The following is a 24,833-nucleotide window of genomic DNA, read 5'->3' on the forward strand; positions in this document are numbered from 1 at the left end:
GGCGCGGGTCCATTGTGAGCCGTTCGGTGCTAGGCGGCGGTCAGCACCCGCAGCGCACGTGTGACCGTGTGGGCCATTTCGTCCCGGGCGCTGCGAAGGTACTTCCTGGGATCGACAACCGCGGCATCGCGCCCGATGACTTCACGAATCGCCCCGGTGAACGCGACATTGAGCGCCGTGCCGATATTGATTTTGACCAGCCCACCCCGCACCGCGGCGCGCAACTCCTCCTCGGGCACCCCCGACGATCCATGCAACACGAGCGGCACCGCAACGGCATCCTTGATCCGCGCGATGAGCGCGTGATCGAGCCGCGCATCCTGCGTTGTCATAGCGTGCGCGGATCCGACCGCAACGGCGAGCGCATCGACGCCGGTCGCCTGCACGTACTGCGCGGCCTCGCAAGGATCGGTGCGCACTCCTGGCGTGTGCGCACCGTCCTTGCCCCCGACCTCGCCGAGCTCGCTCTCCACCCACAACCCGCAGGCATGCCCGCGCGCAACGGCATCCGCAGTGGCGGCGACATTGGCGGCGTACTCCAGCTTCGACGCGTCGTACATCGCCGAGCCGAACCCGTTGCCGGCGGCCTGGTCGAAGAGCTCATCACTCTCGACGTGGTCGAGGTGCAGCCCAACGGGCACGGAGGCAAGCTCGGCGACCGCCCGCGCTGCCGCGGCGATCGGCCCAAGCCGCCCGTTGTGGAACCGCACAGCGTTCTCGCTGATCTGCAGAATGACCGCACACCCGGCCGCCTCGGCCCCGGCCACGACGGCTTCGGCATGCTCAACGGTGATGACGTTGAAAGCACCGGCCCCAACCCCTCGCCGCCGCGCGTCGTTCACGATCTCACCGGTAGGAGTCAACATGGCGGTTCTCCTCGTTCAACGCTTGGGTCTTGTTCGTTCGTGAAGCCGGGACGCTCACTTGCCATGCCTCGGCCCTCCCCGGCGGCCCCAGGCTGTTCATGTGTGCCGGCGGAGTGTTCGTCTGTGAAGCCGGGGTGTTCGTCCGCCGTGCGGGGGTGTTCGTATGCGACGGCAGGTTGTCCGTTCGCGGCTTCAGGACGTTCGTACGCGGCTTCAGGACGTTCGTACGCGGCTTCAGGACGTTCGTTCGCGGCGCCCGGGTGTTCGTGTGCGACCGCTAGGTGTTCGCTCCCGGCGGCGGGATGTTCGTTCAAAGGGTCGAGCTGTTCGATCCGTGCGCGATCGCGCGGCTCATGGTGACTGCATTCGCCGGCGGCGCCGGTCGGCGGTTCGGCAACGACGTCGATGCGTGTGCGCAGTGCGCGGTAACGCTGCTCGTCGACCGCACCGGCCACGGGCGCCGCGACCGCGGCGGCGGACAGCGCGACAGCGTCGGCGAGCAACTCCGGCCAAGACGTACGATCGCGCAACCCCCGCGCCAGTGCCGCCACACACGCGTCACCCGCGCCGGTGGGGTTGCCCGCCTCAGGAGCCGGCGGCGCGGCGCGCCAACTTTCGTGCCCGCTGACCGCGAGCAGACCCTCCGGCCCGCGCGAGACAACCACGCAGCCGGCGCCCAATCTGCGCAGCATTCGAACGTCCAGGACTGTCCGTTGATCGGTCGCCGCTCCTTCGTCCGGGAGTGCACGTTCGCTCATCAAGACGGCAAGCTCTTCTGCGTTGGGCTTCACCACGTCCGGGCCTGCGACGAGGCCCAGGCGCAGGGGTTCGCCGCTGGTGTCGAGCACCGTGCGGGCACCGTGCACCCGCGCAATGTCGATGAGCACCGCGTACGCATCCGCTGGGAGCCCTCGCGGCAATGAGCCGGACATTGCGACGACGGTGGCGTCGTCGAGCAGCATGCGGTACAGCTGCAAAAAACGAAGCCATTCGACCGTTGTGATGTCCGGGCCCGGCTCCCACAGGCCCGTCGCGTCCACGCCGTCGGCGATGGTTACCGTGCGGCGCGTCTCTCCGTCGATCGGTGCGAACGCGTGCGGTAAGTCGGCCGCGGCGAGCAGTTCGCGCACCCGGTCGCCGGTGACGCCGCCGAGCAGCCCGGTCGCGAGCACCGGCTCGCCCTGCGTGTGCAGGACGCTCGCGACGTTCAGTCCCTTGCCGCCTGCACGTTCGTGCACTGCGCGCACACGATGCGTCGTGTGTGGTCGAAACTCGTCCACCGCGTACGTCAGGTCCAGCGCCGGATTTAGCGTCACCGTGAGGATCACGCCGCACCCCCGATCGGGAGTGCGGCGCGACCCCGCCGGTTCAGCAGGCGGCGTACTTGTAGGAGCCGCTGCCGGGCGCCGTGACGTCCAGGTCGCGCAGCACGATCGACAGCGACGCCCCGTACGCATTGCACGCCTTGGTGAAGGCGCTCTTCGTGTACTCGATGACGATCACGTTGTTCCCGTAGACCGACGTGTAGTCGCCGCACTCGTCGTAGCGGCCGCACTCCTCGGCGATCGCGAAGTCCAGGCCGGCGGCCTTGCCCGCGGTACCCAGGTCGGTGGTGTTCTTCTGTGCGATCGCCAGCCCCTTGTCGTGCGTGTGCGAGGCGAGCAGTTTCAACAGTGCGATTGCGTTCGACTTCTGCAGCAGCCCTTTCGAGCGCTCGTACGAGTCGATGTTGTCCGGCTCCACGGCCTTGAAGCCCTTGGCCGCGCAGCCGTCGATCCAGCCGTTGACGATCGCGGCCACGGCTGTGCGCTTGGCCGGCGTCGAGACGTCGATGAGGTTCTCGCCCCAGTCGCTGTCCACGACGTACTGCCCGTTCGCGTCCTTGAGCAGTAGATCGTCGTGGTTCGCCTGCCACCACGAGATCTCGTCGGGCTGGGTCTGGAACACGTTGACGTAGCAGATGTTGTAGAGGCCGGCCGCCGGGGTGGCGGTCCGGTCGCGGCTGACCACCCGGACTCCGGACGGCGGTGCGTAGGCCCCGCCGATCTGGTAGTCGAACTGGGCGTTGGTCGGCGGCGCGGTGTACGTGGCGGCATCGGCGGTACCGATGCCGAGGCCGATGACGGCAAGAACCGTCATCGTGGGCACGCCGATACGGCGCAGTGTGGGAATCACAGCGAGAGCTCCGAGGGGTTTCGGGATCTGCCCCGCCTCGGGTGCCGAGCACCCTGGCGACCTGTGTGCCGGGCTCGGGAAGCACTCCACTACCGGCTGGGCTCGATCGCTCGGGGCGATTCAATCGCTTAAATTCATGATTGTCAATGGCTGTTCGTGCACGAAAATCGTCGCGACGAGCATGATCCTGCAGCTGGTACTGTCCGATCGAACACTGACTCGAGGGAGCGACGATGAAGCTCGACGTACTGGTGATCGGCGACGCCAACCCCGACCTGGTACTGCGCGGCGACGTGCGCCCCCGCTTCGGCCAGGAGGAGCAACTGCTGGACGCGGCCGACCTGGTCCTCGGCGGCTCCGCGGCGATCACCGCGACGGGCTGCGCCCGCTTGGGACTGCGCACCGGTCTGCTCGCAGCGGTCGGCGCGGACGTGTTCGGCGCCTTCACCCGCGAACGCCTGACGGAGCGCGACGTCGAACTGCTCACGCCGGCGAGGGACACGCCGAGAGCCTCCGCTCCGCACGCGCAGGAAAACGCAACGTCCGGTACAGGCGCAACGAACGCGTCTGGTGCAGGCGCAACGAACGCGTCTGGTGCAGGCGCAACGAGTGCGTCCGGTACAGGCGCTACGCGTGCTGCCGGCACAGGCGCAACGAGTGCTGCCGACGCAGGTGGGAGCGTGGGCGCGACGGGCGCTGATGCCGTTGGCGTCACTGGAGCCGGCGCAACACCGACCGGGCTCAGCATCATCCTTTCCGCGCCAGGCGACCGCGCGATCCTGACGCTGCCGGGCACCATCCCCACACTGCGTCCGGAGGATGTCACCGACGAACTGCTCGCTTCTGCGCGCCATGTGCACGTTGCGTCGCTGTTCCTGCAGCCCGGCCTGCACGCGGGACTCGCCGGGGCGTTCGCCCGCGCCCGCGCGCTCGGCGTGACCACCTCGCTCGACACCAACTGGGACCCGTCCGGCCGCTGGAGCGGGCTGGAGGAGATCCTCGCGGTCACCGACGTGTTCCTGCCCAACGCGGCGGAACTGCTCGCCGTGACCGGGGCCGGCTCGCTTGAGGAGGCGGCGGAGAAGCTCGTGGGCTCGGGCACGACCGTCGTGCTCAAGGACGGTGCGCGCGGTGGCCGCGCCTGGTGGCCGGGCGGCGGATACGCGACCGCACCCGGGCTCGCCGTCGACGTCGTGGACACCACCGGAGCCGGGGACAGCTTCAACGCCGGCTTCCTAGCCGCACGACTTGCCGGTCGCGATGTAACGGAGGCGCTGGCCTGGGCCGCGCGGGCGGGCTCGCTTAGCACCCGCGCCGCCGGCGGTACCGCGGCACAGGCCACTGTGGACGACCTCACCGCCGACGCGCATTGAGCGCATCCCGCACCCGGCGCGCGGCGAGCCTGCCGCGTAATCAGTTCACACTGAGCGCACCGCGCATTCACTGCGCACTGAACGCATCGCACACCCGGCGCGCAGTGAGCATGCCGCGCACTCGGTTCGCACTGGGCACACCGCGCACCCGCTGCGCACTGAGCGCACCGAGCGCGCCGCGCACCCAGTTCGCACTGAGCGCATCGCGCACCCGGCGGGCAGTGAGCATGCCGCGCACCCGGCGCCGCAATGTCACGCTCGCGCTCAGCCGGGCCAGTGATGCACGGGTCGTGCGTCGCGTGCTGTTCGATCGTGGTGTTGTCAGCAGTGCGCGGTCCGTGCGTTGTGCGCTGTCCGATCGTGGCCGCATCTCCGGCATTCCGGTCGTGTACCTGCGAGTCGCACGGCGTGTCGCGCTCAACCGGGGCCGATTCCGTGCTGCTCGGGTCGTGCATCGGGCACTGTTCGGTTGTGGCCGCGGACGCTCGGGACTGAGCGATCCTGCGCGTCATCCCTTCAGCCCGGTCATGGTCATGGTCGCCACGAAGCGTTTCTGAGCGACGAGGAACGCCAGCACCAACGGCATGGTCGCCACGACGTTGCCGGCCATGAGCTGCGACCACTCGGTACGGCGCATGCCCTGGAACGACGCCAGGCCGACCTGCAGCGTGTACTTGTGGTCGTCACTGATCGCCACGAGCGGCCACAACAGGTCGTTCCAGCTCGACAGCAGCGTGAAGACCGCAAGCGTGGCCAACGCCGGCCGGGCCAGCGGCAACACGATGCTCACAAACGTGCGCAGCACACCGCACCCGTCGATCCGCGCCGCCTCCTCGAGCTCCACCGGCAACGAGAGAAAGAACTGGCGCATCAGGAAGATGCCGAACGCGGACGCCAGCCACGGTACGAACGCCGCAGCCAAGGTGTCGACGATGCCCAGTCGCGCGAACATGAGGTACGTCGGAATCATGAGCAGCTGGATGGGGATCATGACCGTGGCCAGCACCGCGGCGAACGCAATCCCGCGCCCCGCGAACCGCAGCCGGGCGAACCCGTAGCCAGCCGCCGAGCACAGCACCAGATGGGCCACCACGGACACGGCCGAGACCAGAACCGTGTTGCCCAGCCACAACAGGATGTGCGATTCCGAGAACAGCCGGCGGTACCCGTCCAGATGCAGCCCGTCGGGGATGAACCGTGGCGGGAAACGGTTGAGCTCCGCCTTGGTCATGAACGAGGCGAGCACCATGTGTACAAGTGGCAGTACGAATATGAGCGCAACGGGCATCAGCACCAGATGCCAGGCACTGAACGGCAGCAACCTCCGGCGCATCAGAACGCCTCCTCATCCCGGCGCCGGCTGCGCCAGATCACCAGCGTCGTGAGCAGCAGCGTCACCGCGAACAGGACGTACGCCACCGCCGCGCCGTAGCCCAGGCGCCGCGTCTGGAAGGCCAGCTCGTAGACGTAGTAGACGACCGTCTGCGTGCTGTTCATCGGCCCGCCGCGGGTCGTGGTGTAGATGAGGTCGAACAGCTGCAGGGCGGTGATCGTCTGCCACACCGTCGCGAACAGCGTCACCGGGCGCAGTTGCGGCAGGGTCACACTGCGCAGCACCCGCCACCGTCCGGCGCCGTCGACGGTTGCCGCTTCGATCAGTTCCTTCGGTACGTCTTGCAGCGCCGCGAGGTACACCACCGAGGTAAAACCGACCTCGCCCCACAGCGCGACAATGCACACCACGATCAGCGCCTGCCGCGGGCTCTCCAGGAACTGCTGCGCAGGCAGCCCGGCCCGGCGCAACGCCTCGTTCGCCAGCCCGAACTGCGGGTTGAACACGTAACCGGCGAGGATGCCGGTCGCCGCCGCCGAGGCCACGTACGGCACGAAGATGCACGTTCGATAGAAACCGATCAGCCGAATGCGCTGATTGAGCGCGATCGCCAGCAGCAGCCCCAGCGCGATCGAGCCGGGAACGAACAGCAATGTGAGCACGAGTGTGTGCTGTGCGGCCGCGGCCAGGTCCGGGTCCTGCGCGAGGCGCTCATAGTTCGCCCAGCCGATGTCCTGCGGCTGCGCGATTCCATTCCATTTCGTGCGCGAGATGAAAAACGCCCACACCGCGGGGAAGAGCGACAGTCCCACCACGATCACCGTCGCCGGCCCGGCGAACGCCCACCCGGTGAGCGTCCGCCCGACCTTGCGGCGGGTACGTGGCCCGGCGGCGGCCGGCGCCGGCGCGTACTTCGAGGCCGCGAACGTCAGCGTCACCCGATTGCCCCGGCCGACTTCTTGGCCGCGTCGTCGAGCGCCTCCTTCGGTTTCGCCGCACCCTGCAGCACTTTCGAGATCGCGTCACCGACGTTGCGCGACATCTCCTCATAGCCGGCGACGGTGGGGCGGGCCTGCTTGGCGTTGGCGAGGTTCTCGAAGAACTTCTGCCCGCCGGGGTACTCCTTCACGTACTCGGCGAACTCGGGAGTGCCCTGCTCCGACGAGCGCAGCGGAAGATTGCCGATCGCGAGGTTCCACTTCGCGTCGGTTTCCTTGCTCGTGAGCCACTTGATGAAATCGCGCGAAGCGCCAGCGCGGTTTGCATCATTGTGATCGAACAGCACCCAAAGGTCCGGCCCCGACACCGTCTGGTGATCGCCGTTGTACCCGGGCAACTGCGCGACACCGTAGTCGAGCCCGGCGTCCTTGATCTCCAGCAGGGCCCACGGTCCGGACATCATCATGCCGATCCGGCCGTCGTTGAAGAGCTTCGCGTACTGTTCGTCGGTCTGGTCGAGGTACATCGACTTGTCGTCGACCGCCATCGCGCGCAGCAACTCGAGCGCGCTGACACCCGCATCGGAGTTGAAGGCCGGCTTGTTGCCGTCGAGGATCTTCCCGCCCCGCTGCCACAGCATCGGCCACAGGTGCCAGGTCGTGTCCTCGCTGCCCGACACCGAGTACGCGGTGCCGTAGATGTTCTGCGACGTGTTCGTCAGCTTCTTGGCCGCCGCCCGGAAGTCGTCCCACGACCACTGGTCGGTCGGGTACGCCACGTGCGCATCATCGAACAGTTTTTTGTTGTAAATGAGCGCAAGATTGTCCACCAGCGCCGGTACGCCGATGACCTTGCCCTCGTAGGTGGCCGTCTCGCGCGCCGCCGCCGGAATCTCCTGCCAACCGAACGACGGATCCGCGACGTACTTGGCCAGGTCCTGCGTCTTGCCGCTGGTCGCCAGCTCCCCGGCCCAGCTGCCGTACGCGTAGGAGACGTCCGGGTAGCTGCCTCCGGTGAAACCGGCCGACAGCTTGGTGAGCAGATCGTCAGTGGTGGACGCACCCGCCGACGTTTTGATCGTGACGTTGGGGTGAGCCTTCATGTACTCGGCCGCAAGGTCCTCCGCGGCCTTCTCGGCCTCGGTGGTCTGCCCGGTCCACCAGGTGAGCGTGACCGGGGCGGAGGCGTCGTAGCCCTCGGCGGCGTCTTTGCCGCTGTCCGTCTTCGAGCCGCCGCCGCACGCGCCGAGCAGCAATGCCAGGCCGGTGATACCGGCGACCATCGTTGTCAGTCGACTGCCTCGGGTGGGGATCAGCTTCATCGCTGCACCTCTTCACTGGGGGATGTGGAGAGCTGACGGTGTTCCGGTTATTTCGCCCGGCAGGGCATATGTCGCGTGATAAAGGCCTTCGAGGCCGCGCACCTGGATCGTGTACGTCGGGGACGGATCGCATGCGCAGACGGCCAAGCTGGATGGCGTTTTGTGTGCGTGGTGAACGACTCTTGAGCGGTCGCGCTGAAACCGTGTCGTTGTGCGGTCAGATCGAGCTCGTGAGTGCGGGAGGTGGATCGACCTCTCCGAGGCGGGATGGCCGGACCGATTGCTCGGACGGCTGATTCGGTCGCTTGTGTGTCGAGCCGAATCCGGTTCTTCGGTGACGGAGCTGGGCCAGCGGCGTTGAGCTGGTTTGCTCCCGGGCAGATCGGGTTCGTCGGTGGTGGTGCTCGGTGCGGTTCGGTATGTGGTCGGGCGGATCTGGTTTCCGTGGCAGAGCTGGGCGGGCGCGTTGGAGCTATCTGCTCAGTTGGTCGATCGAGTTGTTCCCTGGCGGTGCTCGGTGAGGGTTCGTTGGTGGAGCGGGCTCGAGTTCTCGGTGACGGGACCAGGCTGGCGTGTTGGATCCGGATCGCCGGCCGCGGCGAGTCGCGTGTCTGTGCGCGTGTCAGGCGAGGACGACCGAGCGCGTCAGCAGGCGGGGCCGATCCGGGTCGAGGCCGCGGTGCTCGGCGAGGGCGACGGCGAACCGCTGGGCCAGTACCAGCTGAGCGAGCGGGTCGCGGCCGTCGCGGTGCGGGCGGGCTCCGGCATCGCGGACAACGTCGTCGAGGGAATCGGGTACGGCCCCGAACGACCACACCAGACTGCGCGAACCGGCGACGGCGACAGGGCCGTGCCGGTAGTCCATCGCCGGGTACGACTCCGACCATGCCTGTGCAGCCTCGCGCACTTTGAGTGCCGCTTCGTGAGCGAGTCCGACAGTCCAGCCGGTACCGAGGAACACCAGGTGCTCGATCTCGGCCGGGTCCGCCGGCAGCGGGGCGGCCAGCGCTGCCTCGCCGTCGCCGATCAGGTGCGCGAGATCCTCGCCGAACGCGGCCCGGGCCATGGCGAGGACGGTGGTGGGAAAGCGCGTCTGCACAACGCTGCGCTCATCGGCGAAGTCGAGCAGAACCCGACTGTCCACGAGGTTGTCGACCGGCTCGCCGTCGACAGCGGTGATCGCCACCCGATGCGTGCTCGCCGGAATCTGCCGCAGCGCCTCGAGGACTTCAGTGGACGTGCCCGACCGCGTGACCGCGACGACGCGGTCGTACCGCCGGCGCGGCACGAACTCGGATGCGCACACGGCGTCGGTCTCGCCCAGCCCCGCGGCCTCGCGCAGTTCGGCGATGCTCTGGGCGACGAACCAGGAGGTCCCGCAGCCGAGCAGGAGCATCCGCTCCCCGGGCGCGGCGACCGCATTCCGGGCCTCGCCGACCAGCTCGAGCCCGCGGCCCCATACGGCCGGCTGACTGCCGATTTCGAGCGCAGTGTCGTTCATGCGCGAACGCTATGCGCGTTTGCGTTCGTTCCACAACCCCAGCTGCGCAAGTGAACATTCAACATTGCGCGTTTGACCTTGCGCCGTTCTCAACACCGCACACCGCAGCACTGTGCCCGGGTACCCGCCGCGCGCCCGCACGCTCGGCATGTTCACTTGCACAGACGAGCATGAGCGTGTCGACCAGGTGGTCGGCGTTCATGCTCGTCTGCGCACTCGCAGGAGCCGCCAACCAACGGGTCGGCGCGTTCGTGCTCATATGCGCACACGGACGGAAAGCCGCTGATGCAACAAGCCAGCGCAATCACGTTCGCGCGCCTTCGCGGCTGGCCGGCCTCGCTCAGGGGCCGACCTGAGCGAGGTCGGTTTGAGTGAGGTCGGCCTGGTGCGCCGTCGGCTTGAGCACGGTTGGCTCTTGCATGGTCATATGTGCGCGTTGGCTCGTGTGTGGTCACATGTGCGCGGTCGGGTTGTGTGCGCTCAAAGGCGTACGTGCACCCGTAGCGGTTCGGGCAGCAGGTTGCCGTGGGCGGTGGTCAAGTCGTCGCACAACGACCAGATCTGTTCGACCGTCAGGGTTGCGGCGGTGTTCGGGTCGACCATTGCCGCCTGGCGGACGAAACGCGCGTCGCCGGTCAGGGCGGCCTGCACCGTCAGTTCCCCCACGCTCACGAAGCCGCGATTCACTGCCGCGCACTGGGGTGGCAGGGCGCCCACTTGCTCGGGGTGCAGGCCCAGACGGTCCACGGTGCACGGGACCTCGACGCCGAAGTTTTCCGGCAAATTGCTGATCAGGCCGCGGTTGGCGACGTTTGCGTGGATGCGCCGCAGGGTGCCGGTCTCGATGCTGTGGATGATCTGCGGCGCGTACTCGGTCGCCTCCCGGTGCAGGTCCAGCGGCTCGCCGGCGAGCACCGATGCGCGGGTGGTGGCGTAGTCGGCCAGGTTGGCCTCGCTGATGCGCACGTACTCGCCGACCGGAATGCGCAAACGTGCAATCTCGTCGTCGTGGTGCAGGTACCACGGGACGTACTCGGCGGAATGCTCGCTGGTCTCGGTGGGGAAGTAGCCCAGCCGGCGGTACATGTCCATGCGCACGCGGCGCTGCAGTTCGGGATCGCGGGACAGCCGCTCGTCCAGCCGGGGGTAGAGGCTCTCGCCGCGGTGTTCCCACTGCAGCAGCCACGCCTGGTGGTTGACGCCGGCCGCGCGGTAGTCCACCTCGTCGAGTGGTACGCCGAGCAGCGCGCACAGGTCGTGCACCGTCCAGAAGACCGAGTGGCACAGGCCGGCGACGTTGAGGTCCGGCGCGACCGCGGCCAGGAACGCCACGTTCATCGCCATCGGGTTGGTGTAGTTGAGTAGCCAGGCGTCCGGGCACAGCTCACGCATGTCGGCCGCGATGCCGGCCAGCACCGGGAACGTGCGCAGCGCGCGAAAGATACCACCAACGCCGACGGTGTCGCCGATGGTCTGACGCAGTCCGTACTTGGCCGGTAGCTCAAAGTCACGAACCGTCGCAGCGTGCATCCCGACCTGAATGGCGTTGATAACGTAATCGGCGCCCGAGAGCGCGGCCCGCCGGTCCAGCGATGCGGTGATCACGGGGGACGCGCCGAGCTGCTTGGCGGTACGGCGTGCGATTGCCTCTGCCGTCTCGAGCCGTTCGGGGTCGATGTCGTGCAGGGCGAGCGTCACGCCGCGCAGCTCTTCGAAGGAGAGCAGGTCGGCGAGCAGCTCACGAGTGAACACGACACTGCCGGCACCGAGGAACGCGATCACAGTCATGGACGGGATTCTCGGCAGCGCGTGCAGAGTCGCACAAGGTATCGTCGCGATTCACGCGCAAATGAACTATCTTCATTGCGCGTTTGATCATCAGACCGCCCGGTCGATCGGAGCATTCATGACCCAGAGTTCGTTGCGCCGGGCCGACCGCGTGTCGGCCATCCTCGACCGGGTGTCGCGGGAGGGATCCGTCGACGCGGGCGTGCTCGCCGAGGAGTTCGACGTCTCGGCCGCCACGATCCGCCGCGACCTTCAGGTGCTGGAGGAGCAGCGGCTCGTCTCGCGCACGCACGGCGGCGCGGTGGCCGTGGACGTGGCGTATGAGCTGCCGGTGCGGTACCGAACAGGGCAGCATCGAGAAGAGAAGGTCCGCGTGGCCCACTGCGCCGCGGCCCTCCTGCCGCACGGGCCGCTGACGCTCGGGCTCAGCGGCGGCACGACCACGCTCCTGCTGGCCCGCCTGCTCGCCTCGCGGGTCGACCTCACCGTGGTGACGAATGCGCTGAACATCGCATCTGAGCTGGTACTGCGGCCCCGACTGAAGCTGATCATGACCGGCGGGGTCTCGCGCACCCAGTCCTACGAGCTCGTCGGGCCGATTGCGGACCAGGCGCTGTCCGGCCTGAACATGCAGGTCGCGGTCATCGGCGTCGACGGCATCAGCGCGCGCGGCGGGCTGACGACGCACGACGAGATCGAGGCGCACACGAACGCGGCGATGATCCGCCGGGCCGACCGGGTCATGGTGGTCGCGGACGGCTCCAAGGTCGGGCGTCTCTGCCTGGCCGGCATCTGCCCGCTCACCGACGTCACGACGCTGGTCACCGACGAAAGCGCCGATCCGGAGCACGTGGAGGCGATCCGCCGCGCCGGTACCGAGGTCGTGGTGGCGCTGTGACCGCACCGGTGCGGCTGCTCGTGGTGGGGGCCGGGCAGCGCGGTACGTGGTACTCGCGGCTGGCCGTGCAGACCGGGCGGGCCGAGATCGTCGCCGTCGCCGAGGCCGATCCTGTGCGGCGGGCCGCGTTCGCGCGTGAGTTCGGTGTGCCGGCCGCGGGCGTGTTCGACGGGTGGGAACGGCTGGCCGATTGTGCACGAATCGCCGATGGGGCGATCGTCGCCACGCAGGATGCGATGCACGAAGCGCCGACGGTGCTGCTGGCCGGGCAGGGGTACCACCTCATGCTGGAGAAGCCGATGGCGCCCGCCGAGCCTGCGGCGCGCCGGATCGCGGATGCGGTGACCGCGGCCGGCGTGATCGCGGCCGTCTGTCATGTCCTGCGGTACACCCCCTACACGGCCGCGCTCAAAGAACTGCTCGATTCCGGGCGCATCGGCCGGATCGTGAGCATGCAGCACCTCGAGCCCGTGGGGTGGTGGCACCAGGCGCACTCGTTCGTGCGCGGGAACTGGCGCAATTCGTCGGTTTCCTCGCCGATGCTGCTCGCGAAGGCCTGCCATGACGTGGATTGGCTGTTGTACCTCGCGGGCGAGCGCGTGCACCGGGTCAGTTCGTTCGGCGGGCTTGCACACTTCCGCGCCGATCAGCGACCCGCCGGGGCCGCGGACCGTTGTCTTGATTGTTCGATCGAACCGGAGTGTCCGTATTCGGCGCCGAAGCTCTACTTTCCGCTCGTGGATGCGCGGCGGCCGGGCGAGCCTGTGCACTGGCCGCTGTCGGTGGTCACGGCCGAGGCGAGCCGGTCGGCGGTGACGGAGGCGTTGCGCACGGGGGACTACGGCCGGTGCGTGTATGCGTGCGACAACGACGTCGTCGACCATCAGGTGGTGGCGATGGAGCTGGCCGGCGGCGGGACCGTGACGCTCACGATGACCGCGTTCACGCCGGCCGAGCACCGCATGACCAGGATCTTCGGGACGCACGGGTACATCGACGGGAACGGGGCGTCGATCCGGCTCGTCGATTTCCGCACCGGTGCGGACACCACGACGAGCGTCGCCGCCGGAGGTCCCGGGGACCACTCGGACGGCGACGCGGGGCTGGTGGCGGCATTCGTGGCCGCGGTGGCTGCGGGCGACGCCGGGTTGTTGCGCTCGGATGTGCTCACAAGTCTTGCTGGGCATCAGGTTGTCTGGGCGGCCGAAGAAGCCCGCCGCACCGGTACCGTCGTGACGCTGGCGTAGTCCGTTCGCGCAGAGGCGCGCGGTGCTTTGTGTGACGGTCGGCGCCCGCTTCGGCCCCCGGACGCTGCCCCATTCCGACCATCACCGCTCACGGATCGCGACCGCTCCCGTCTCCGGGCTGCGGCGCAATCAGGTGGGCCGGCTGAACGTGCAGAGGCGCGCTGCTGATGTGTGCATTCGTCGGCAGCGCGACCGTGTTCTCTGGGCGCGGCGCAACCAGGTGGACTGGCTGAACGTGCAGAGGCGCGCTGTTGACATGTGCATTCGTCGGCAGCGCGACGGTGTTCTCTGGGTGCGGCGCAATCAGGTGGGCTGGCTGAACGCGCAGCGTCGCGCTGCTGACGTTGTGCGTTCGTTAGCAGCGCGACGGTGTGTTGTGCGTGAATGAGCTGTTCGGTTGGCTGGATGTGCGGGATTGCTTCGGTTGCCGTGGAACCTCAGCGGTGGCGGTTCGACGTTGAGCGGCGGCGCCAGGGTTGTGCGTTTGTCAGGCAGCGGCGCCGGGGTTGTGCGTTTGTCAGCAGCGGACGGTGCGCAGGGCGTCGAGGAACTGGGCGGGCTGACTGAACGCGCAGAAGTGGCTGGCGTTGTCGATCAGGACCAGTTCCTTCTGCGGGGCCTCGATCTCGGCGAAGTACTCCACCGCCGGGTCGGTCAGCGTCACCACGTCGCGGGCGCCCTGGAAGAGGTAGAAGGGGACCTCGAACGTGGTGCCCAGCGCGCGGGCGTCCCAGCGCATGAACTGCTCGAACATGGTGTCGCGGGTCTTGCCGAAGCCCTTGAGCCAGGCCGAAACGTCGGCGAGGGAGTAGTCCGGCTTCGTCAGCAGCAGCTTGAACAGCCGGGTCAGCGCGGCGTTGCCGGTGGTCGGGTCGGTGCCCATGCTCCACTGCATGCGGGTGCCCCAGCTCTTCACGTCCCAGGTGCGCGGGTCCGCGTCGAGCTTCTCCAGCGCCGCCACGCCGCGGCGGTTGCCGGCGGTACGCAGACGCTCGATGGTGTCGATGCGGCCCTTGCGCTCGTTTTCGACCATGTTCACGTAGAAGTCGGTGCCGACGTACGCGCAGAACAGGTCGGGGCGGCGCTTGACCATCGGCAGGCCGACGATCGTGCCCATCGAGCCGGCCATGAGCAGGATGCGGTCCTGGCCGAAGTACTGCCGCAGGTACTCGGCGACCTCGATGCCGTCGTCGACCATCAGGTCGAAGTCGAGCTGCTCGGCGTGGAAGCCGTTGCGGCGCAGGGTCTTGCCGGCGCCGCGCCGGTCCCAGTGCACGACGGTGAAGTGCTGCTCCCATTCGCGCAGGACGGGGGTGAACACCGAGTACGGCGAGCCGGGGCCGCCGTGCACGACGAGCAGCGCCGGGTTGGCGCGGTCCTCGCCGCGGATCTGCAGCCACTGCTCGACGCCGCCGATGGTGACGTAGCGGCCCTCGACGACACCGTTCGGCGTGTCGATGCGCGCGTCGACGGCCCGCTGGTGCTTGCGAATTGCGCGGTAGGCGAGCGGCGCGGCGGCGACAGTCGCTGCGGCGGCAGCGGTGATGACGAGAGCGGACATTGTGGGCCTCCCCGATTTGGTGCCGGCTTCGATGGATCTAACTGTACAGAATTCTGATACATTTGTACAAGACAAAATTTTCAGACGTATGCTTCAGACATGGGTAACCGGGAGAAGCTCCTCGACGGGGCGCTGCAGTGCCTGCTCGAGAAGGGGTACGCGGCGACTACCGCGCGCGACATCGCCGGGGCGGCGGGTGTGAGCCTGGCGGCGATCAATTATCACTTCAGGACCACCGAGGCCCTGCTCAACGAGGCGCTGCAGCGGGCGCTGGAGCAGTGGGGCGACGAGATGGAGCGCGCGCTGCGCGGGTCCGCGGACGTGCAGAACCCGGCCGAGCGCTTCGAGGCGGTGTGGACGAGTGTGATCGCCTCGGTCACCGCGAACCGTTCGTTGTGGACGACCCAGTTCGAGGTGGTGACGCAGCTCGGGCGGCAGTCGTCACCGCCGGCCGCGTGGGCGGAGGCGCAGGACCAGGCGCAGGCGGGGCTGGCGGCGCTGTTCCACGGCATCGACCCCGCCGCGGAGCCGGAGCTCGCGCGGGTGATCGGCGGTTTCTACCACGCACTGCTCACCGGTGTCGTCGTGCAGCATCTGGCGGTGCCGGAGCAGGCCATGAGCGGGCGGGATCTTGCGTTCGCACTGCGCGCGGTGAGCGAACGTCTCGGTCGGGGTGCGTGAGTGAGCGCTTTGCGTGCGCATGTGCGCTCGGTCAGTGTTCGTTCGGGCCATGGATGTGAGCGATCGGTTCAGTCATAGGCGAGCGAACCGTCGATCGGGCGATATGAGCGTGCCCGCGATTCGGTACGACGTGAGCGAGTGCGGTAGGTCCGACGGTGTGCGCGTGCGGTAGGTCCGACGGTGTGCGCGTGCGGCAGGTCCGACGGTGTGCGCGTGCGGCAGGTCCGACGGTGTGCGCGTGCGGCAGGTCCGACGGTGTGCGCGTGCGGCAGGTCCAGCGGGTGGGTGCGGTGCCGCGGCAGCGGTTGGGCGAGCACCTCGGGGTCGAAGACGGTGGCGCCCGTGCGGCGGTGTGCGCGCGGCAGGTCCGGAGGGTGGATGCGGTGCCGCGGCGGCAGTTGGGCGACCACCTGGGGTCGAGGACGGTGCGGCCCGTGCGAGGTGTGCGCGTGCGGCAGGGCCGACGGTGTGTGGGTGGGGCAGGTTCGGCGGTGGGCGGGTTCGACGGCCTCAGGGCTGGTTGAGGTGCAGGTAGCCGCGGTGTACGGCCGGCAGGGTGATCTCCTGTGGGAACGGGGACTTCGCCGCTACCCGCTCCGGCGGGGCGCCGTCCGCGTCGCCCTCGCGGATCAGCCACGCCAGGGCCGCGAGCTGTTCGTGCTGGGCCGCGACGAATCGGCGGGTCACCACGGCGCCGTGGCCGGGTACCACCTGTGTCTGCTGGGTGAGGGCGGCCATGAGGGCGGCGACGGTGTCCGGCCAGTCCAGCGGGTACGCATCGCCGAACTGTGGCGGGCCGCTCTCCTCGATCAAGTCGCCCGCTACCAGGACGTCCGCGTCCGGTATCAGGGCGACCAGGTCGCCGATCGAGTGGCCGCGGCCGTAGTGGCGCAGCTGTACCGGGCGGTCGCCCAGGTCCAGGTCGATGGCGGTACGGACGAGGCGGGTGGCCGGCGTCGGGGTGACGGCGGCCAGGTCGGTGGCCAGGTCCGGGTGGTTCGAGACGGCTCGGTCGCGCAGGGCCGGGCCGACCAGGGCGGCGGCCTCCTCCTGGGACCAGATCGGGCAGTCGTCGGCGGTGAAGACCATGTTGCCGAAGCAGTGGTCGAAGTGGTGATGGGTGTTGACGACCTGGAGGGGGAGGGGCGTCACCCGGCGTACCGCGGCCAGGAGTTGCCGCGCCTGCCCTGCGGTCGACAGCGTGTCGACGACCAGGGCCGCCTCGCCGCCCACTACTAGGGTGGCGTTGACGTCTAGGACGGGATGGCGCAGTACGTGTACACCCGCGGCAATTTCCCTTAGCACCGTCATGTGACCTCCCTGGACGGGTCGGGCGCGGTCCTGCATGGTCTTGGCCGGGGAGCGGTGTCGAAGGCGGTCAGCGCCGTCATGACGTCTCCCGGGACGGGCGTCCATGGGCTTGGCCGGAGGCGGGCTTGCCGGGCGGGTGCTGTCATCAGGCCTTTTGGACCGGGCGGCGCGGTCCTCCGGGGCGCCTCGGGCCAGGAGGCGGTGGTGAGCTCGCTCAGCGCCGTCATCAGGTCTCCCGGGGCCGGGTCAGCCGCGGTCCTCCATGGCCTTGGCCAGGAAGCGGGCGCGCTCGACGAGGATCCGCTCGACGCGGCCCTCCGCCACGACCTGGTGGGCGTCGCGGACCACGATCTCGAACATGAGGCGGCGGCCGTCGGCCTTGGCCAGGCGGGCCTCGGCCACCACGCGGCCACCGATCGGGGTGGCGGCGCGGTGCTCCAGGTCGACCCGGGTGCCCACGGTCGTGTAGCCGGGTGGGAGGCGGCTTGCGGTCGCGCCCACCGTTGCGGCCTCGGCCAGGGCCAGCACGCGCGGGGTGGCCAGGACCGGGACGTCGCCCGAGCCCATGGCCTGTGCGGTGTCGGCGTCGGTGACCGTGAGCTCGACGCGGGTGACGGCGCCGATCCAGGGGGCGGCATCGACCGTGGGGCGCTGGCTCGGCTGCATACCCCAAGAGTAGTGCTTTTAGCACAAACGTTGTCCGGTGTGGGGTGGTGTTTGTGGCTGCTTGGTGCGTAAACGGGCGGGGACCGGAGGCGCGAACGCACAAACGCGCGAACATCGGCGTGCGGAGGCACGTGCGCTGAGCGGGTGAACGCCTGATGAGCGAACGCACATGCGCGAACGCACATGCGCGAACGGACGATGCGCGAACGGACGATGCGCAACGCAGATTTGCACAGACGCGCGAACGGACGGATGCGCGAACGGATAGATGCGCGAACGGACGGACGAGTGACCGTCGGGTGTGAGTGCACGGATGCGCCAACGGACGGAGACGCGAACGGGCGGACGCGCGAGTGACCATCGGGTGTGAGCGCACGGATGCGCGGACGCTGAACGCACGAGTGAGCGACCGGGCGGGAACCGAGTGCGCGAGTGTGCGAGCGGCGGAAACCCGAGTGCGCGAGTGCGTCAGTGCCCGAGTGCGCGGGCGGCGGAAACGTGAGTGCGCGAGTGCGCGACTGCGCGACTGCGCGACTGCGCGACCGCGTGAGTGCGTGAGTGCGTGAGTGCGTGCGCGACCGCGTGAGTGCGTGCGCGAGTGCGCGACTGCGTCAGTGTGCTGGCGGCGGAAAACGGGAGGCCGAGTCACTTGGCGGGGTCCTACGCTGGGCGCCATGTATGAGGCGGCCGAGTGGTTCGCGCGCGGCAAAGTGGTGGTGCTCACCGGGGCCGGGATCTCCACCGACTCCGGGATTCCGGATTTTCGGGGGCCGCAAGGTGTGTGGACGCGGGAGCCGGAGGCTATGAAGCTGTCGTCGATCGAGCACTACGTCGGGGATCCGGCGGTGCGGCGGCGGTCTTGGCAGGAGCGGCTCACCCACCCGGCCTGGGGTGCGGAGCCCAACGCTGCGCATCTTGCGCTCGTCGAGCTCGACGCGGCCGGGCTGCTCGACTCCGTTGTCACACAGAATATCGACGGGCTGCATCAGCGGGCTGGGCTTGCCTCGGATCGGGTCATTGAGCTGCACGGGACCATCCATGAGACCGAGTGTCTGCAGTGTGGGGCGCGCGGGGCGATGGAGGTGACGCTCGATCGGGTGCGGGCCGGGGAGAGCGATCCCGCCTGTCTCGAATGTGGGGGGATGCTCAAGTCGGCGACGATTTCGTTCGGGCAGCAGATGAACATGGCCTCGCTGACGGCGGCGGCTGAGGCGGCGATGTACTGCCGGACGTTTGTGGCCATCGGGACCTCGCTCACCGTCCACCCGGCGGCGGGGCTGGTGGCGGTTGCGGCCAAGCAGGGGGCTCGGGTTGTGATCCTCAATGATGCCGAGACGCCCTACGACGCCATCGCCGATGAGGTCATCCGGGAGCCGATCGGGGCAGTCCTGCCCGGGTTGGTGGGCGTGGCCACCGCGGGAGGATGAGCCTCAAGGGGCCTGCCAGGTAGCGGCTGCACGAGGTGAGAAGGTGCGGTGGGCGGCCCGCTAGCCGAGAAAAGCGCGAGCCGGGAAGAAGCGCGAGCCGGGAAGAAGCGCGAGCCGGGAAAGGTGGTCACGAGCCGGTGGCCGTCATGCGCGCCGTGAAGGTGCGGCGCGCTGCTCTCGAGCGGATGGCCAGCTCGTCGGCCAGGCGGTACGCGTCGTCGGCGTCGCGCAGGCGCGCTGTTGCGTTCAGGCCGCCCGCCGTGTCCACCGTCACGGTGGCCAGGGACAGCAGGCGCTGCAGCGGGCCCTGTACGACCCGCACGCTCTGCACGCGCGCCAGTGGTACCGCCACCAGCTCGCGCGTCAGTACGCCCTCGCGCACGGCCACCACGTCGTCGGTCACGGCTACCCCGATGCGCGACCACGCGAACGGCGCGAGCCAGCGTGCGCGTCGCGGCGGGCCGGTCACGGTCAGGGCGATGACGTCCACGGGGGCGATGACGGCGGCCGACAGTACCGTCGACGCCACCCATGCCGCGTCGGGCGTTGCGGCCACGGGGACGAGGGTGCCCGCGCGTAACTGCTCCTCGCCGTGGCCGCCGTAGCCGGCGACGTCCATGTGGGCCCGGGCCCAGCCCGCCGGGCGCCACAGCAGCGGCCAGGTCAACTTAACGCCCTGGACACGCCTTGGCGGTACCGACTGGCTGCGCTTGTTGAGCAGGCCCTGCCGCACACGCAGGGCGGCGCCGTCGTCGGTGATGCGGAAGTCGTACTCGTCGAGCACGCGGCGCACCGGCACCTGGAAGACGCCCAGGAACGCGGTGATGGTGCTGGCCGCGCCGATCAGGGTCCAGTCCGGGTGGCTGAGCGCGGGCCAGATCACGAACGCGGCGCCGATGGGCACGGAGAGGGTCTGCGGGGTGAGGAGCTGGGCGAGCAGCAGGCGGCCGTTGGCCACGGCGAAGAGCGGGCGCTCGGCCTCGGGCGCGGCGGGCTCGGCGCCGGTGGCCAGGCCCAGCAGGGAGGCGCGCAGCTCGGTGGCGCCGGCCACGGTGAGGTACGCCAGCGGGGCTTCGGTCTTGCCGCCCCCGATCACCTCCAGGCGCAGCTCGGCCAGGCCGAACACGCGCGCCAGGGCGGGCCGGACGACGTCGATCGCCTGGACGCGCTCCAGGGGGATGGTCCGCACGCGGCGCGACAGCAGGCCCTCGTGCACGCGCAGCTCGCGGCCCACGACCTCGAAGCCGGTCACGGCCCACACCACGGCCGACACGAGCACCGCGCCGATGAGGATGACGGTCATGGCGATCAGCCAGTGGAGCAGACCCAGGTCGGACAGGCCCCGCCAGGAGACGGCCACGGCGGCCAGGGCCACCAGCTTGGCGCCGCGCACCAGTGGCGTCAGGGGATGCAGCCGCCGACGGGGAAGGGTCAGCGGCGTGGTCACAAGCCCTCTTCGCGGATCTCGCCCAGGGCCGCCAGCCGGTCACGCAGCCGGGTGGCCTCGGCGGCCTCCAGGCCGGGCACGGTCGCGTCGCTCGCCGCGGCCGCGGTGTGCAGGGTCACCGTGGCCAGGCCCGCGGCACGCTCCAACGGGCCGGCGGTCACGTCGACGAACTGCATCCGCGCGTACGGCACGATGGACAGCCGCCGGATCAGCAGCCCGTGGCGGACCAGGAGGTCCTCGGCGCGCTCGGCGTAGCCCCAGGCGCGGATCGAGCGGCGCATGAAGACCGCGCGGACGGCGCCGGCGGCCAGCACGAGACCGGCGGCGAGCAGGAACCAGGCCGACCACAGGACGCCGGCGACCACGCCGGCGGCGGTGAGCAGGAGCACCCAGGCCGTGAGCGCGGCCAGCCGGACCAGGTAGTACCGCGGCGAGATCGGCCGCCACCCGACCGTGTCCGGCCAGGGGCGGAGCGGGTCGGGTGCGACCGTTGGGTTCACTCCTCGAGCCTATCCCGAGCATCGATCGGCGTGGTCTCACGCAGGAATCCGCGCACGCCGAGGAACTCCGACAGCGACGCCCGGTGCTCGTCGCAGGCCAGCCAGATCTTGCGCCGGTCGGGTGTGTGCAGTTTCGGATTGTTCCACAGCAGCTGCCAGACAGCCCGGGAACGGCACCCCTTCGCGGAGCACTGAAGGTCTTCCACGCGATGAGTGTGAGCGCCGGGCGGCCACGGGGGAAGCCGCCCGGCGACGGGTGAATCGTACCCGCTGCGGTACGGGTGGTGTCCAGTCGTGGCGCGCGGCCGGTGACGAAAATCCCCGGAATCGATGGCCGCATGTCCGATATATCGGTCCGAGCGGTCGGGAAGACAACTCCCAGTAGGCTCTCAGGAGCATCGGATCGCGGTCGGTCGCCGTGCCGTGCGACGCTAGGTTTACTCGAAGAACGCTACGTTTACTTCAAGGACAAATGCGCGTGGAGGACCGGTGACCCAGCCGAGCAACCCTGTCTCGACCCCCGCCCAGGACGCCACGGTGCTCGAACGCGCCCTGTTCGAGGTCAAGCGGGTGATCGTCGGTCAGGATCGCATGATCGAGCGGATGTTCGTGTCGCTGCTCAGCCGCGGCCACGTGCTGCTCGAGGGCGTGCCCGGCGTGGCCAAGACCCTCGCCGTGGAGACCCTCGCCCGGGTCGTCGGGGGCACGTTCTCGCGACTGCAGTTCACCCCCGACCTGGTGCCCGCCGACATCGTCGGCACCCGCATCTACCGGCAGTCGAGCGAGAAGTTCGACGTCGAGCTCGGGCCCGTGTTCGTGAACTTCCTGCTCGCCGACGAGATCAACCGGGCGCCCGCGAAGGTGCAGTCGGCGCTGCTGGAGGTCATGGCCGAGCAGCAGGTGTCCATCGGCGGCGAGACCTACGAGGTGCCGCGCCCGTTCCTGGTGATGGCCACACAGAACCCGATCGAGCAGGAGGGCGTCTACCCGCTGCCCGAGGCCCAGCGTGACCGGTTCCTCATGAAGATCCAGGTGGGGTACCCGACCGACGCCGAGGAGCGCGAGATCGTCTACCGGGTGAGCGTGAAGACCCCGGAGCCGCAGGCGGTGCTCACCACCGAGGAGCTCATGGCGCTGCAGGACAAGGCCGACGACGTCTTCGTGCACAACGCGCTCGTGGACTACGCGGTGCGGCTGGTGGTCGCGACCCGCGCCCCGGCCGAGCACGGGCTGAGCGACATGGCGCACCTGATCCAGTACGGGGCCAGCCCCCGCGCCTCGCTGGGCATCGTGCGGGCCTGCCGCGCGCTGGCCCTGCTGCGCGGCCGGGACTACGCGCTGCCCCAGGACGTGCAGGACATCGCCCCCGACATCCTGCGCCACCGGCTCGTGCTCTCCTACGACGCGCTCGCCGACGACATCCCGGCCGACGACGTCGTGCGCCGGGTGCTCGCGGCCGTGCCGCCGCCCACCGTCGCGCCCCGCCAGCAGGCCACCACGGCCCCCGCCGGGTCGCCCGGACAGCCGGGCCAGTCCGCGACCACGACCATCACGACCTGGCCGGGGCGGTGAAGATCCAGAGCGGCACCGGCCTGGACGACGCCCGCGCGGAGGTCGTCCTCAACCGCATGCAGCTGCTCGTCACGCGCAAGCTCGACGGGCTGCTGCAGGGTGACTACCTCGGCCTGCTGCCGGGGCCGGGAACGGAGGCGGGGGAGTCGCGGGAGTACCGCCCGGGCGACGACGTGCGCCGCATGGACTGGCCGGTGACCGCTCGCACCACGCTGCCCCACGTGCGCCAGACCGTCGCCGACCGGGAGCTGGAGACCTGGCTCGCGGTCGACCTGAGTGCCAGCCTCGACTTCGGCACGGCGCACCACCTCAAACGCGATCTCGCGATCGCCGCCTCGGCCGCCGTCGCGCACCTGACGGTCCGTGGTGGAAACCGCATAGGAGCCGTCGTCGGTACCGCCGATGCTCTGACCCGTCTCCCCGCGCGCCCGGGCCGCAAGGACGCGCAGGGCCTGCTCCGCACGATCGCGCTGACCCGGGGCCGGCCCGGCCGCGCCGACCTCGGCGCGCTCATCGACATGCTCAACCGGCCCCCGCGGCGGCGCGGCATGGCCGTGGTCATCTCCGACTTCATGACGCCGCCGGAACAGTGGGCGCGGCCGCTGCGCAAGCTCGGCGTGCGCCACGACCTGCTCGCCGTCGAGGTCGTCGACCCGCGGGAGCTGGAGCTGCCCGACGTCGGCGTCATCGCGCTCGTGGACCCCGAGACGGGGCGCATGCACGAGGTACAGACGGCCGATCCGAAGCTGCGGCACCGCTATGCGCACGCGGCCGCCGCCCAGCGGGCCGAGATAGCCTCGGCCCTGCGCGGTGCGAACGCGGCCCACCTGCGGCTGCGCACCGACTCCGACTGGCTCCTGGACATCGTCCGGTTCGTCGCGGCCCAGCGACACGCCCGAACTCGAGGAACGACCCGATGATCCGACTGCTCTCGCCGTGGTGGCTGCTCGCCCTCTTGCCCGTCGCGGGCATCATCGGGGTGTACGTCTGGCGCCAGCTGCACCGCCGCGCGTTCGCGGTGCGCTTCACCAACGTCGACCTGCTCAGCAGCCTGGTGCCCAAGGGCATCGGCGCGCGCCGGCACGTCAGCGCGGCGGCGTTCCTGCTCAGCCTGGTGATCCTGGCCTTCGGCATGGCCCGACCCTCGGTCGACACCAAGGAGCCGCTGGAGCGCGCCACGATCATGCTCGCCATCGACGTGTCGCTGTCCATGCAGGCGACCGACGTGGCCCCGACCCGCATCGACGCGGCCAAGTCGGCGGCCGCGGACTTCGTCAAGCAGCTGCCGGCGAGCTTCAACGTCGGGCTCGTCTCGTTCGCCAAGACGGCGAGCGTGCTGGTCTCGCCGACCAAGGAGCGCAACTCGGTGCTGCAGGCCATCGAGGGCCTGACGCTGCAGGAGTCGACGGCGACCGGCGAGGCGGTCTTCACCAGCCTCGACGCGATCCGCACGGTGCCCGCCGACGGTGCCAACGGCCCGCCGCCGGCCCGGATCGTGCTGCTCTCCGACGGCTTCCGCACCGCGGGCCGCTCGCTGGAGGACGCGTCCGCGGCGGCCTCGGCGGCGAACGTGCCGGTGTCGACTATCGCGTTCGGCACCGACGAGGGTGTGGTGCGCATCGGCAACACGCCGCAGCGGGTGCCGGTCGACCGCCCGTCGCTGCAGAAGGTGGCGGAGGTCACGAAGGGGTACTTCTACGAGGCCGCCAGCAAGGACGAGCTCAAGCGCGTGTACACGGACATGGGCAGCTCCATCGGCTACCGCACGAAGCCGCGGGAGATCACCCAGTGGTACCTGGGCTTCGGGTTTCTGATGGCGCTGTGCGCGGGCGCGCTGAGCCTGTTGTGGGGCTCGCGGCTGCCGTAGCGCGGGAGGTCAGTGGGCGCCGACCATGAAGAAGAGGGCGGCGACCCACGCGGCGGCCAGGAAGAAACCAACGGGCGCGACGAAACGGCTCACGGAATGCTCCAACGGGTGTTGTCTCAGGCAGAAGGAGAGAACAGACACACGGAAGCCGTGGCGGGTGTTGTGCTGTTACCGGCCACGACTGGAGGGATCGCTACTTCGCACAGCGATCACCTCCGTTGGAGCGGCTGCCGTGCCGGACGGGCAGCGAATCGAGTCCAGCCGTCATTGCGGCCGGAAGTCGGACGACGCAATCGTACGCCTCCGCGCCACTGCCGGCATCAGCCACCCGGCGCATTAGCTCCTACCACGCGGTAGCGC

At 69.5% G+C, this 24,833-nt stretch carries 24 protein-coding genes; 9 read left to right on the forward strand and 15 right to left on the reverse strand.

From position 1 onward, the window contains the following. Positions 1 to 29: 29 nt before the first annotated feature. From ACPPVO_RS10355 to ACPPVO_RS10365, 3 genes are read right to left on the reverse strand one after another with little or no spacing between them, the layout of a single operon-like run. Positions 30 to 866, reverse strand: coding sequence for a class II fructose-bisphosphate aldolase (locus tag ACPPVO_RS10355; RefSeq protein WP_426510997.1), 837 nt, complete (start codon positions 864 to 866; stop codon positions 30 to 32). Then, entirely contained in the window at positions 860 to 2,194 is a 1,335-nt protein-coding gene (locus ACPPVO_RS10360) for a hexose kinase (protein ID WP_426510998.1), read from the reverse strand. The genes ACPPVO_RS10355 and ACPPVO_RS10360 overlap by 7 nt, the downstream gene beginning before the upstream one ends. A gap of 40 nt (positions 2,195 to 2,234) precedes the next feature. After that, positions 2,235 to 3,005, reverse strand: a complete 771-nt coding sequence (locus ACPPVO_RS10365) for an endo alpha-1,4 polygalactosaminidase (RefSeq protein ID WP_426510999.1) — start codon at positions 3,003 to 3,005, stop codon at positions 2,235 to 2,237. Positions 3,006 to 3,274: 269 nt separating this feature from the next. On the opposite strand from ACPPVO_RS10365, the gene ACPPVO_RS10370 reads away from it, so the two are divergent. Next, positions 3,275 to 4,414 (forward strand): carbohydrate kinase family protein, encoded by a 1,140-nt coding sequence (locus tag ACPPVO_RS10370; RefSeq protein ID WP_426511000.1) that lies wholly within the window; start codon positions 3,275 to 3,277, stop codon positions 4,412 to 4,414. A gap of 67 nt (positions 4,415 to 4,481) precedes the next feature. Here ACPPVO_RS10370 and ACPPVO_RS10375 read toward each other — a convergent pair whose 3' ends face one another. The 6 genes from ACPPVO_RS10375 to ACPPVO_RS10400 all read right to left on the reverse strand — a co-directional run bounded on the left by ACPPVO_RS10375 (position 4,482) and on the right by ACPPVO_RS10400 (position 11,296). Next, a complete protein-coding gene (locus tag ACPPVO_RS10375; protein ID WP_426511001.1) occupies positions 4,482 to 4,643 on the reverse strand; it encodes a hypothetical protein in 162 nt (53 codons plus the stop codon). 279 nt (positions 4,644 to 4,922) lie between these two features. Further along, a complete protein-coding gene (locus ACPPVO_RS10380; protein ID WP_360382856.1) occupies positions 4,923 to 5,747 on the reverse strand; it encodes a carbohydrate ABC transporter permease in 825 nt (274 codons plus the stop codon). Continuing rightward, entirely contained in the window at positions 5,747 to 6,685 is a 939-nt protein-coding gene (locus tag ACPPVO_RS10385; protein ID WP_426511002.1) for a carbohydrate ABC transporter permease, read from the reverse strand. Before ACPPVO_RS10385 ends, ACPPVO_RS10380 begins: the two co-directional genes overlap by 1 nt. Beyond that, positions 6,682 to 8,007, reverse strand: a complete 1,326-nt coding sequence (locus tag ACPPVO_RS10390; RefSeq protein WP_426511003.1) for an ABC transporter substrate-binding protein — start codon at positions 8,005 to 8,007, stop codon at positions 6,682 to 6,684. Before ACPPVO_RS10390 ends, ACPPVO_RS10385 begins: the two co-directional genes overlap by 4 nt. 622 nt (positions 8,008 to 8,629) lie before the next feature. Next, positions 8,630 to 9,508, reverse strand: coding sequence for an SIS domain-containing protein (locus tag ACPPVO_RS10395; protein ID WP_426511004.1), 879 nt, complete (start codon positions 9,506 to 9,508; stop codon positions 8,630 to 8,632). 480 nt (positions 9,509 to 9,988) lie between these two features. Then, complete coding sequence (locus ACPPVO_RS10400; RefSeq protein ID WP_426511005.1) at positions 9,989 to 11,296, reverse strand: alpha-glucosidase/alpha-galactosidase; 1,308 nt, start codon at positions 11,294 to 11,296, stop codon at positions 9,989 to 9,991. A 118-nt stretch (positions 11,297 to 11,414) separates the two neighbouring features. Between ACPPVO_RS10400 and ACPPVO_RS10405 the strand changes: the two genes are divergently transcribed. From ACPPVO_RS10405 to ACPPVO_RS10415, 3 genes are read left to right on the forward strand one after another with little or no spacing between them, the layout of a single operon-like run. Continuing rightward, positions 11,415 to 12,194, forward strand: coding sequence for a DeoR/GlpR family DNA-binding transcription regulator (locus ACPPVO_RS10405; protein ID WP_360382865.1), 780 nt, complete (start codon positions 11,415 to 11,417; stop codon positions 12,192 to 12,194). 23 nt (positions 12,195 to 12,217) lie between these two features. After that, positions 12,218 to 13,441 carry a Gfo/Idh/MocA family protein gene (locus tag ACPPVO_RS10410; protein ID WP_426514595.1) on the forward strand — a complete coding sequence of 408 codons (1,224 nt, stop codon included), beginning with the start codon at positions 12,218 to 12,220 and terminating at the stop codon, positions 13,439 to 13,441. A 31-nt stretch (positions 13,442 to 13,472) separates the two neighbouring features. Further along, positions 13,473 to 13,829, forward strand: a complete 357-nt coding sequence (locus ACPPVO_RS10415; protein ID WP_426511006.1) for a hypothetical protein — start codon at positions 13,473 to 13,475, stop codon at positions 13,827 to 13,829. A 129-nt stretch (positions 13,830 to 13,958) separates the two neighbouring features. On the opposite strand, the gene ACPPVO_RS10420 is transcribed toward ACPPVO_RS10415, so the two are convergent. After that, positions 13,959 to 15,002, reverse strand: coding sequence for an alpha/beta fold hydrolase (locus ACPPVO_RS10420; protein WP_426511007.1), 1,044 nt, complete (start codon positions 15,000 to 15,002; stop codon positions 13,959 to 13,961). 99 nt (positions 15,003 to 15,101) lie between these two features. Between ACPPVO_RS10420 and ACPPVO_RS10425 the strand changes: the two genes are divergently transcribed. Then, a complete protein-coding gene (locus tag ACPPVO_RS10425) occupies positions 15,102 to 15,683 on the forward strand; it encodes a TetR/AcrR family transcriptional regulator (RefSeq protein WP_426511008.1) in 582 nt (193 codons plus the stop codon). Between the two features lie 510 nt (positions 15,684 to 16,193). On the opposite strand, the gene ACPPVO_RS10430 is transcribed toward ACPPVO_RS10425, so the two are convergent. Both ACPPVO_RS10430 and ACPPVO_RS10435 read right to left on the reverse strand, forming a co-directional pair. Then, positions 16,194 to 16,994, reverse strand: a complete 801-nt coding sequence (locus ACPPVO_RS10430) for an MBL fold metallo-hydrolase (RefSeq protein WP_426511009.1) — start codon at positions 16,992 to 16,994, stop codon at positions 16,194 to 16,196. Positions 16,995 to 17,240: 246 nt separating this feature from the next. After that, complete coding sequence (locus ACPPVO_RS10435; RefSeq protein ID WP_426511010.1) at positions 17,241 to 17,660, reverse strand: thioesterase family protein; 420 nt, start codon at positions 17,658 to 17,660, stop codon at positions 17,241 to 17,243. Between the two features lie 674 nt (positions 17,661 to 18,334). Here ACPPVO_RS10435 and ACPPVO_RS10440 point away from each other — a divergent pair. Continuing rightward, a complete protein-coding gene (locus ACPPVO_RS10440; protein ID WP_426511011.1) occupies positions 18,335 to 19,087 on the forward strand; it encodes an SIR2 family NAD-dependent protein deacylase in 753 nt (250 codons plus the stop codon). A gap of 127 nt (positions 19,088 to 19,214) precedes the next feature. Here ACPPVO_RS10440 and ACPPVO_RS10445 read toward each other — a convergent pair whose 3' ends face one another. From ACPPVO_RS10445 to ACPPVO_RS10455, 3 genes are read right to left on the reverse strand one after another with little or no spacing between them, the layout of a single operon-like run. Further along, positions 19,215 to 20,534, reverse strand: a complete 1,320-nt coding sequence (locus ACPPVO_RS10445) for a PH domain-containing protein (RefSeq protein WP_426511012.1) — start codon at positions 20,532 to 20,534, stop codon at positions 19,215 to 19,217. Then, the gene (locus ACPPVO_RS10450; protein WP_426511013.1) at positions 20,531 to 21,034 is read right to left on the reverse strand and encodes a PH domain-containing protein; all 504 of its coding nucleotides are present in this window, start codon (positions 21,032 to 21,034) and stop codon (positions 20,531 to 20,533) included. The genes ACPPVO_RS10445 and ACPPVO_RS10450 overlap by 4 nt, the downstream gene beginning before the upstream one ends. Next, positions 21,031 to 21,240 (reverse strand): acetone carboxylase, encoded by a 210-nt coding sequence (locus ACPPVO_RS10455; RefSeq protein ID WP_426511014.1) that lies wholly within the window; start codon positions 21,238 to 21,240, stop codon positions 21,031 to 21,033. Before ACPPVO_RS10455 ends, ACPPVO_RS10450 begins: the two co-directional genes overlap by 4 nt. Positions 21,241 to 21,523: 283 nt before the next feature. On the opposite strand from ACPPVO_RS10455, the gene ACPPVO_RS10460 reads away from it, so the two are divergent. Genes ACPPVO_RS10460 through ACPPVO_RS10470 form a run of 3 tightly spaced genes read left to right on the forward strand, consistent with a single transcriptional unit; the run spans position 21,524 to position 24,473 of the window. Further along, positions 21,524 to 22,606, forward strand: coding sequence for an AAA family ATPase (locus tag ACPPVO_RS10460; RefSeq protein WP_426511015.1), 1,083 nt, complete (start codon positions 21,524 to 21,526; stop codon positions 22,604 to 22,606). 56 nt (positions 22,607 to 22,662) lie between these two features. Beyond that, positions 22,663 to 23,526: a DUF58 domain-containing protein gene (locus tag ACPPVO_RS10465; RefSeq protein WP_360382910.1), complete on the forward strand. Its 864-nt coding sequence runs from the start codon at positions 22,663 to 22,665 to the stop codon at positions 23,524 to 23,526. Next, the gene (locus tag ACPPVO_RS10470; RefSeq protein ID WP_426511016.1) at positions 23,523 to 24,473 is read left to right on the forward strand and encodes a VWA domain-containing protein; all 951 of its coding nucleotides are present in this window, start codon (positions 23,523 to 23,525) and stop codon (positions 24,471 to 24,473) included. The genes ACPPVO_RS10465 and ACPPVO_RS10470 overlap by 4 nt, the downstream gene beginning before the upstream one ends. Positions 24,474 to 24,833 lie beyond the last annotated feature (360 nt).

This window comes from Dactylosporangium sp. McL0621, from assembly GCF_049995355.1.
Lineage (GTDB): Bacteria > Actinomycetota > Actinomycetes > Mycobacteriales > Micromonosporaceae > Dactylosporangium.

Excerpts from the sequence above, each read along its gene's own strand:
- ACPPVO_RS10355 (WP_426510997.1), bottom strand. The coding sequence starts at position 866 with ATGTTGACTCCTACCGGTGAGATCGTGAACGACGCGCGGCGGCGAGGG.
- ACPPVO_RS10390 (WP_426511003.1), bottom strand. The coding sequence starts at position 8,007 with ATGAAGCTGATCCCCACCCGAGGCAGTCGACTGACAACGATGGTCGCC.
- ACPPVO_RS10435 (WP_426511010.1), bottom strand. The coding sequence starts at position 17,660 with ATGCAGCCGAGCCAGCGCCCCACGGTCGATGCCGCCCCCTGGATCGGC.
- ACPPVO_RS10365 (WP_426510999.1), bottom strand. The coding sequence starts at position 3,005 with ATGACGGTTCTTGCCGTCATCGGCCTCGGCATCGGTACCGCCGATGCC.
- ACPPVO_RS10380 (WP_360382856.1), bottom strand. The coding sequence starts at position 5,747 with ATGCGCCGGAGGTTGCTGCCGTTCAGTGCCTGGCATCTGGTGCTGATG.
- ACPPVO_RS10425 (WP_426511008.1), top strand. The coding sequence starts at position 15,102 with ATGGGTAACCGGGAGAAGCTCCTCGACGGGGCGCTGCAGTGCCTGCTC.
- ACPPVO_RS10430 (WP_426511009.1), bottom strand. The coding sequence starts at position 16,994 with ATGACGGTGCTAAGGGAAATTGCCGCGGGTGTACACGTACTGCGCCAT.
- ACPPVO_RS10395 (WP_426511004.1), bottom strand. The coding sequence starts at position 9,508 with ATGAACGACACTGCGCTCGAAATCGGCAGTCAGCCGGCCGTATGGGGC.
- ACPPVO_RS10375 (WP_426511001.1), bottom strand. The coding sequence starts at position 4,643 with ATGCTCACTGCCCGCCGGGTGCGCGATGCGCTCAGTGCGAACTGGGTG.
- ACPPVO_RS10420 (WP_426511007.1), bottom strand. The coding sequence starts at position 15,002 with ATGTCCGCTCTCGTCATCACCGCTGCCGCCGCAGCGACTGTCGCCGCC.
- ACPPVO_RS10470 (WP_426511016.1), top strand. The coding sequence starts at position 23,523 with ATGATCCGACTGCTCTCGCCGTGGTGGCTGCTCGCCCTCTTGCCCGTC.
- ACPPVO_RS10400 (WP_426511005.1), bottom strand. The coding sequence starts at position 11,296 with ATGACTGTGATCGCGTTCCTCGGTGCCGGCAGTGTCGTGTTCACTCGT.
- ACPPVO_RS10465 (WP_360382910.1), top strand. The coding sequence starts at position 22,663 with ATGCAGCTGCTCGTCACGCGCAAGCTCGACGGGCTGCTGCAGGGTGAC.
- ACPPVO_RS10440 (WP_426511011.1), top strand. The coding sequence starts at position 18,335 with ATGTATGAGGCGGCCGAGTGGTTCGCGCGCGGCAAAGTGGTGGTGCTC.
- ACPPVO_RS10405 (WP_360382865.1), top strand. The coding sequence starts at position 11,415 with ATGACCCAGAGTTCGTTGCGCCGGGCCGACCGCGTGTCGGCCATCCTC.
- ACPPVO_RS10370 (WP_426511000.1), top strand. The coding sequence starts at position 3,275 with ATGAAGCTCGACGTACTGGTGATCGGCGACGCCAACCCCGACCTGGTA.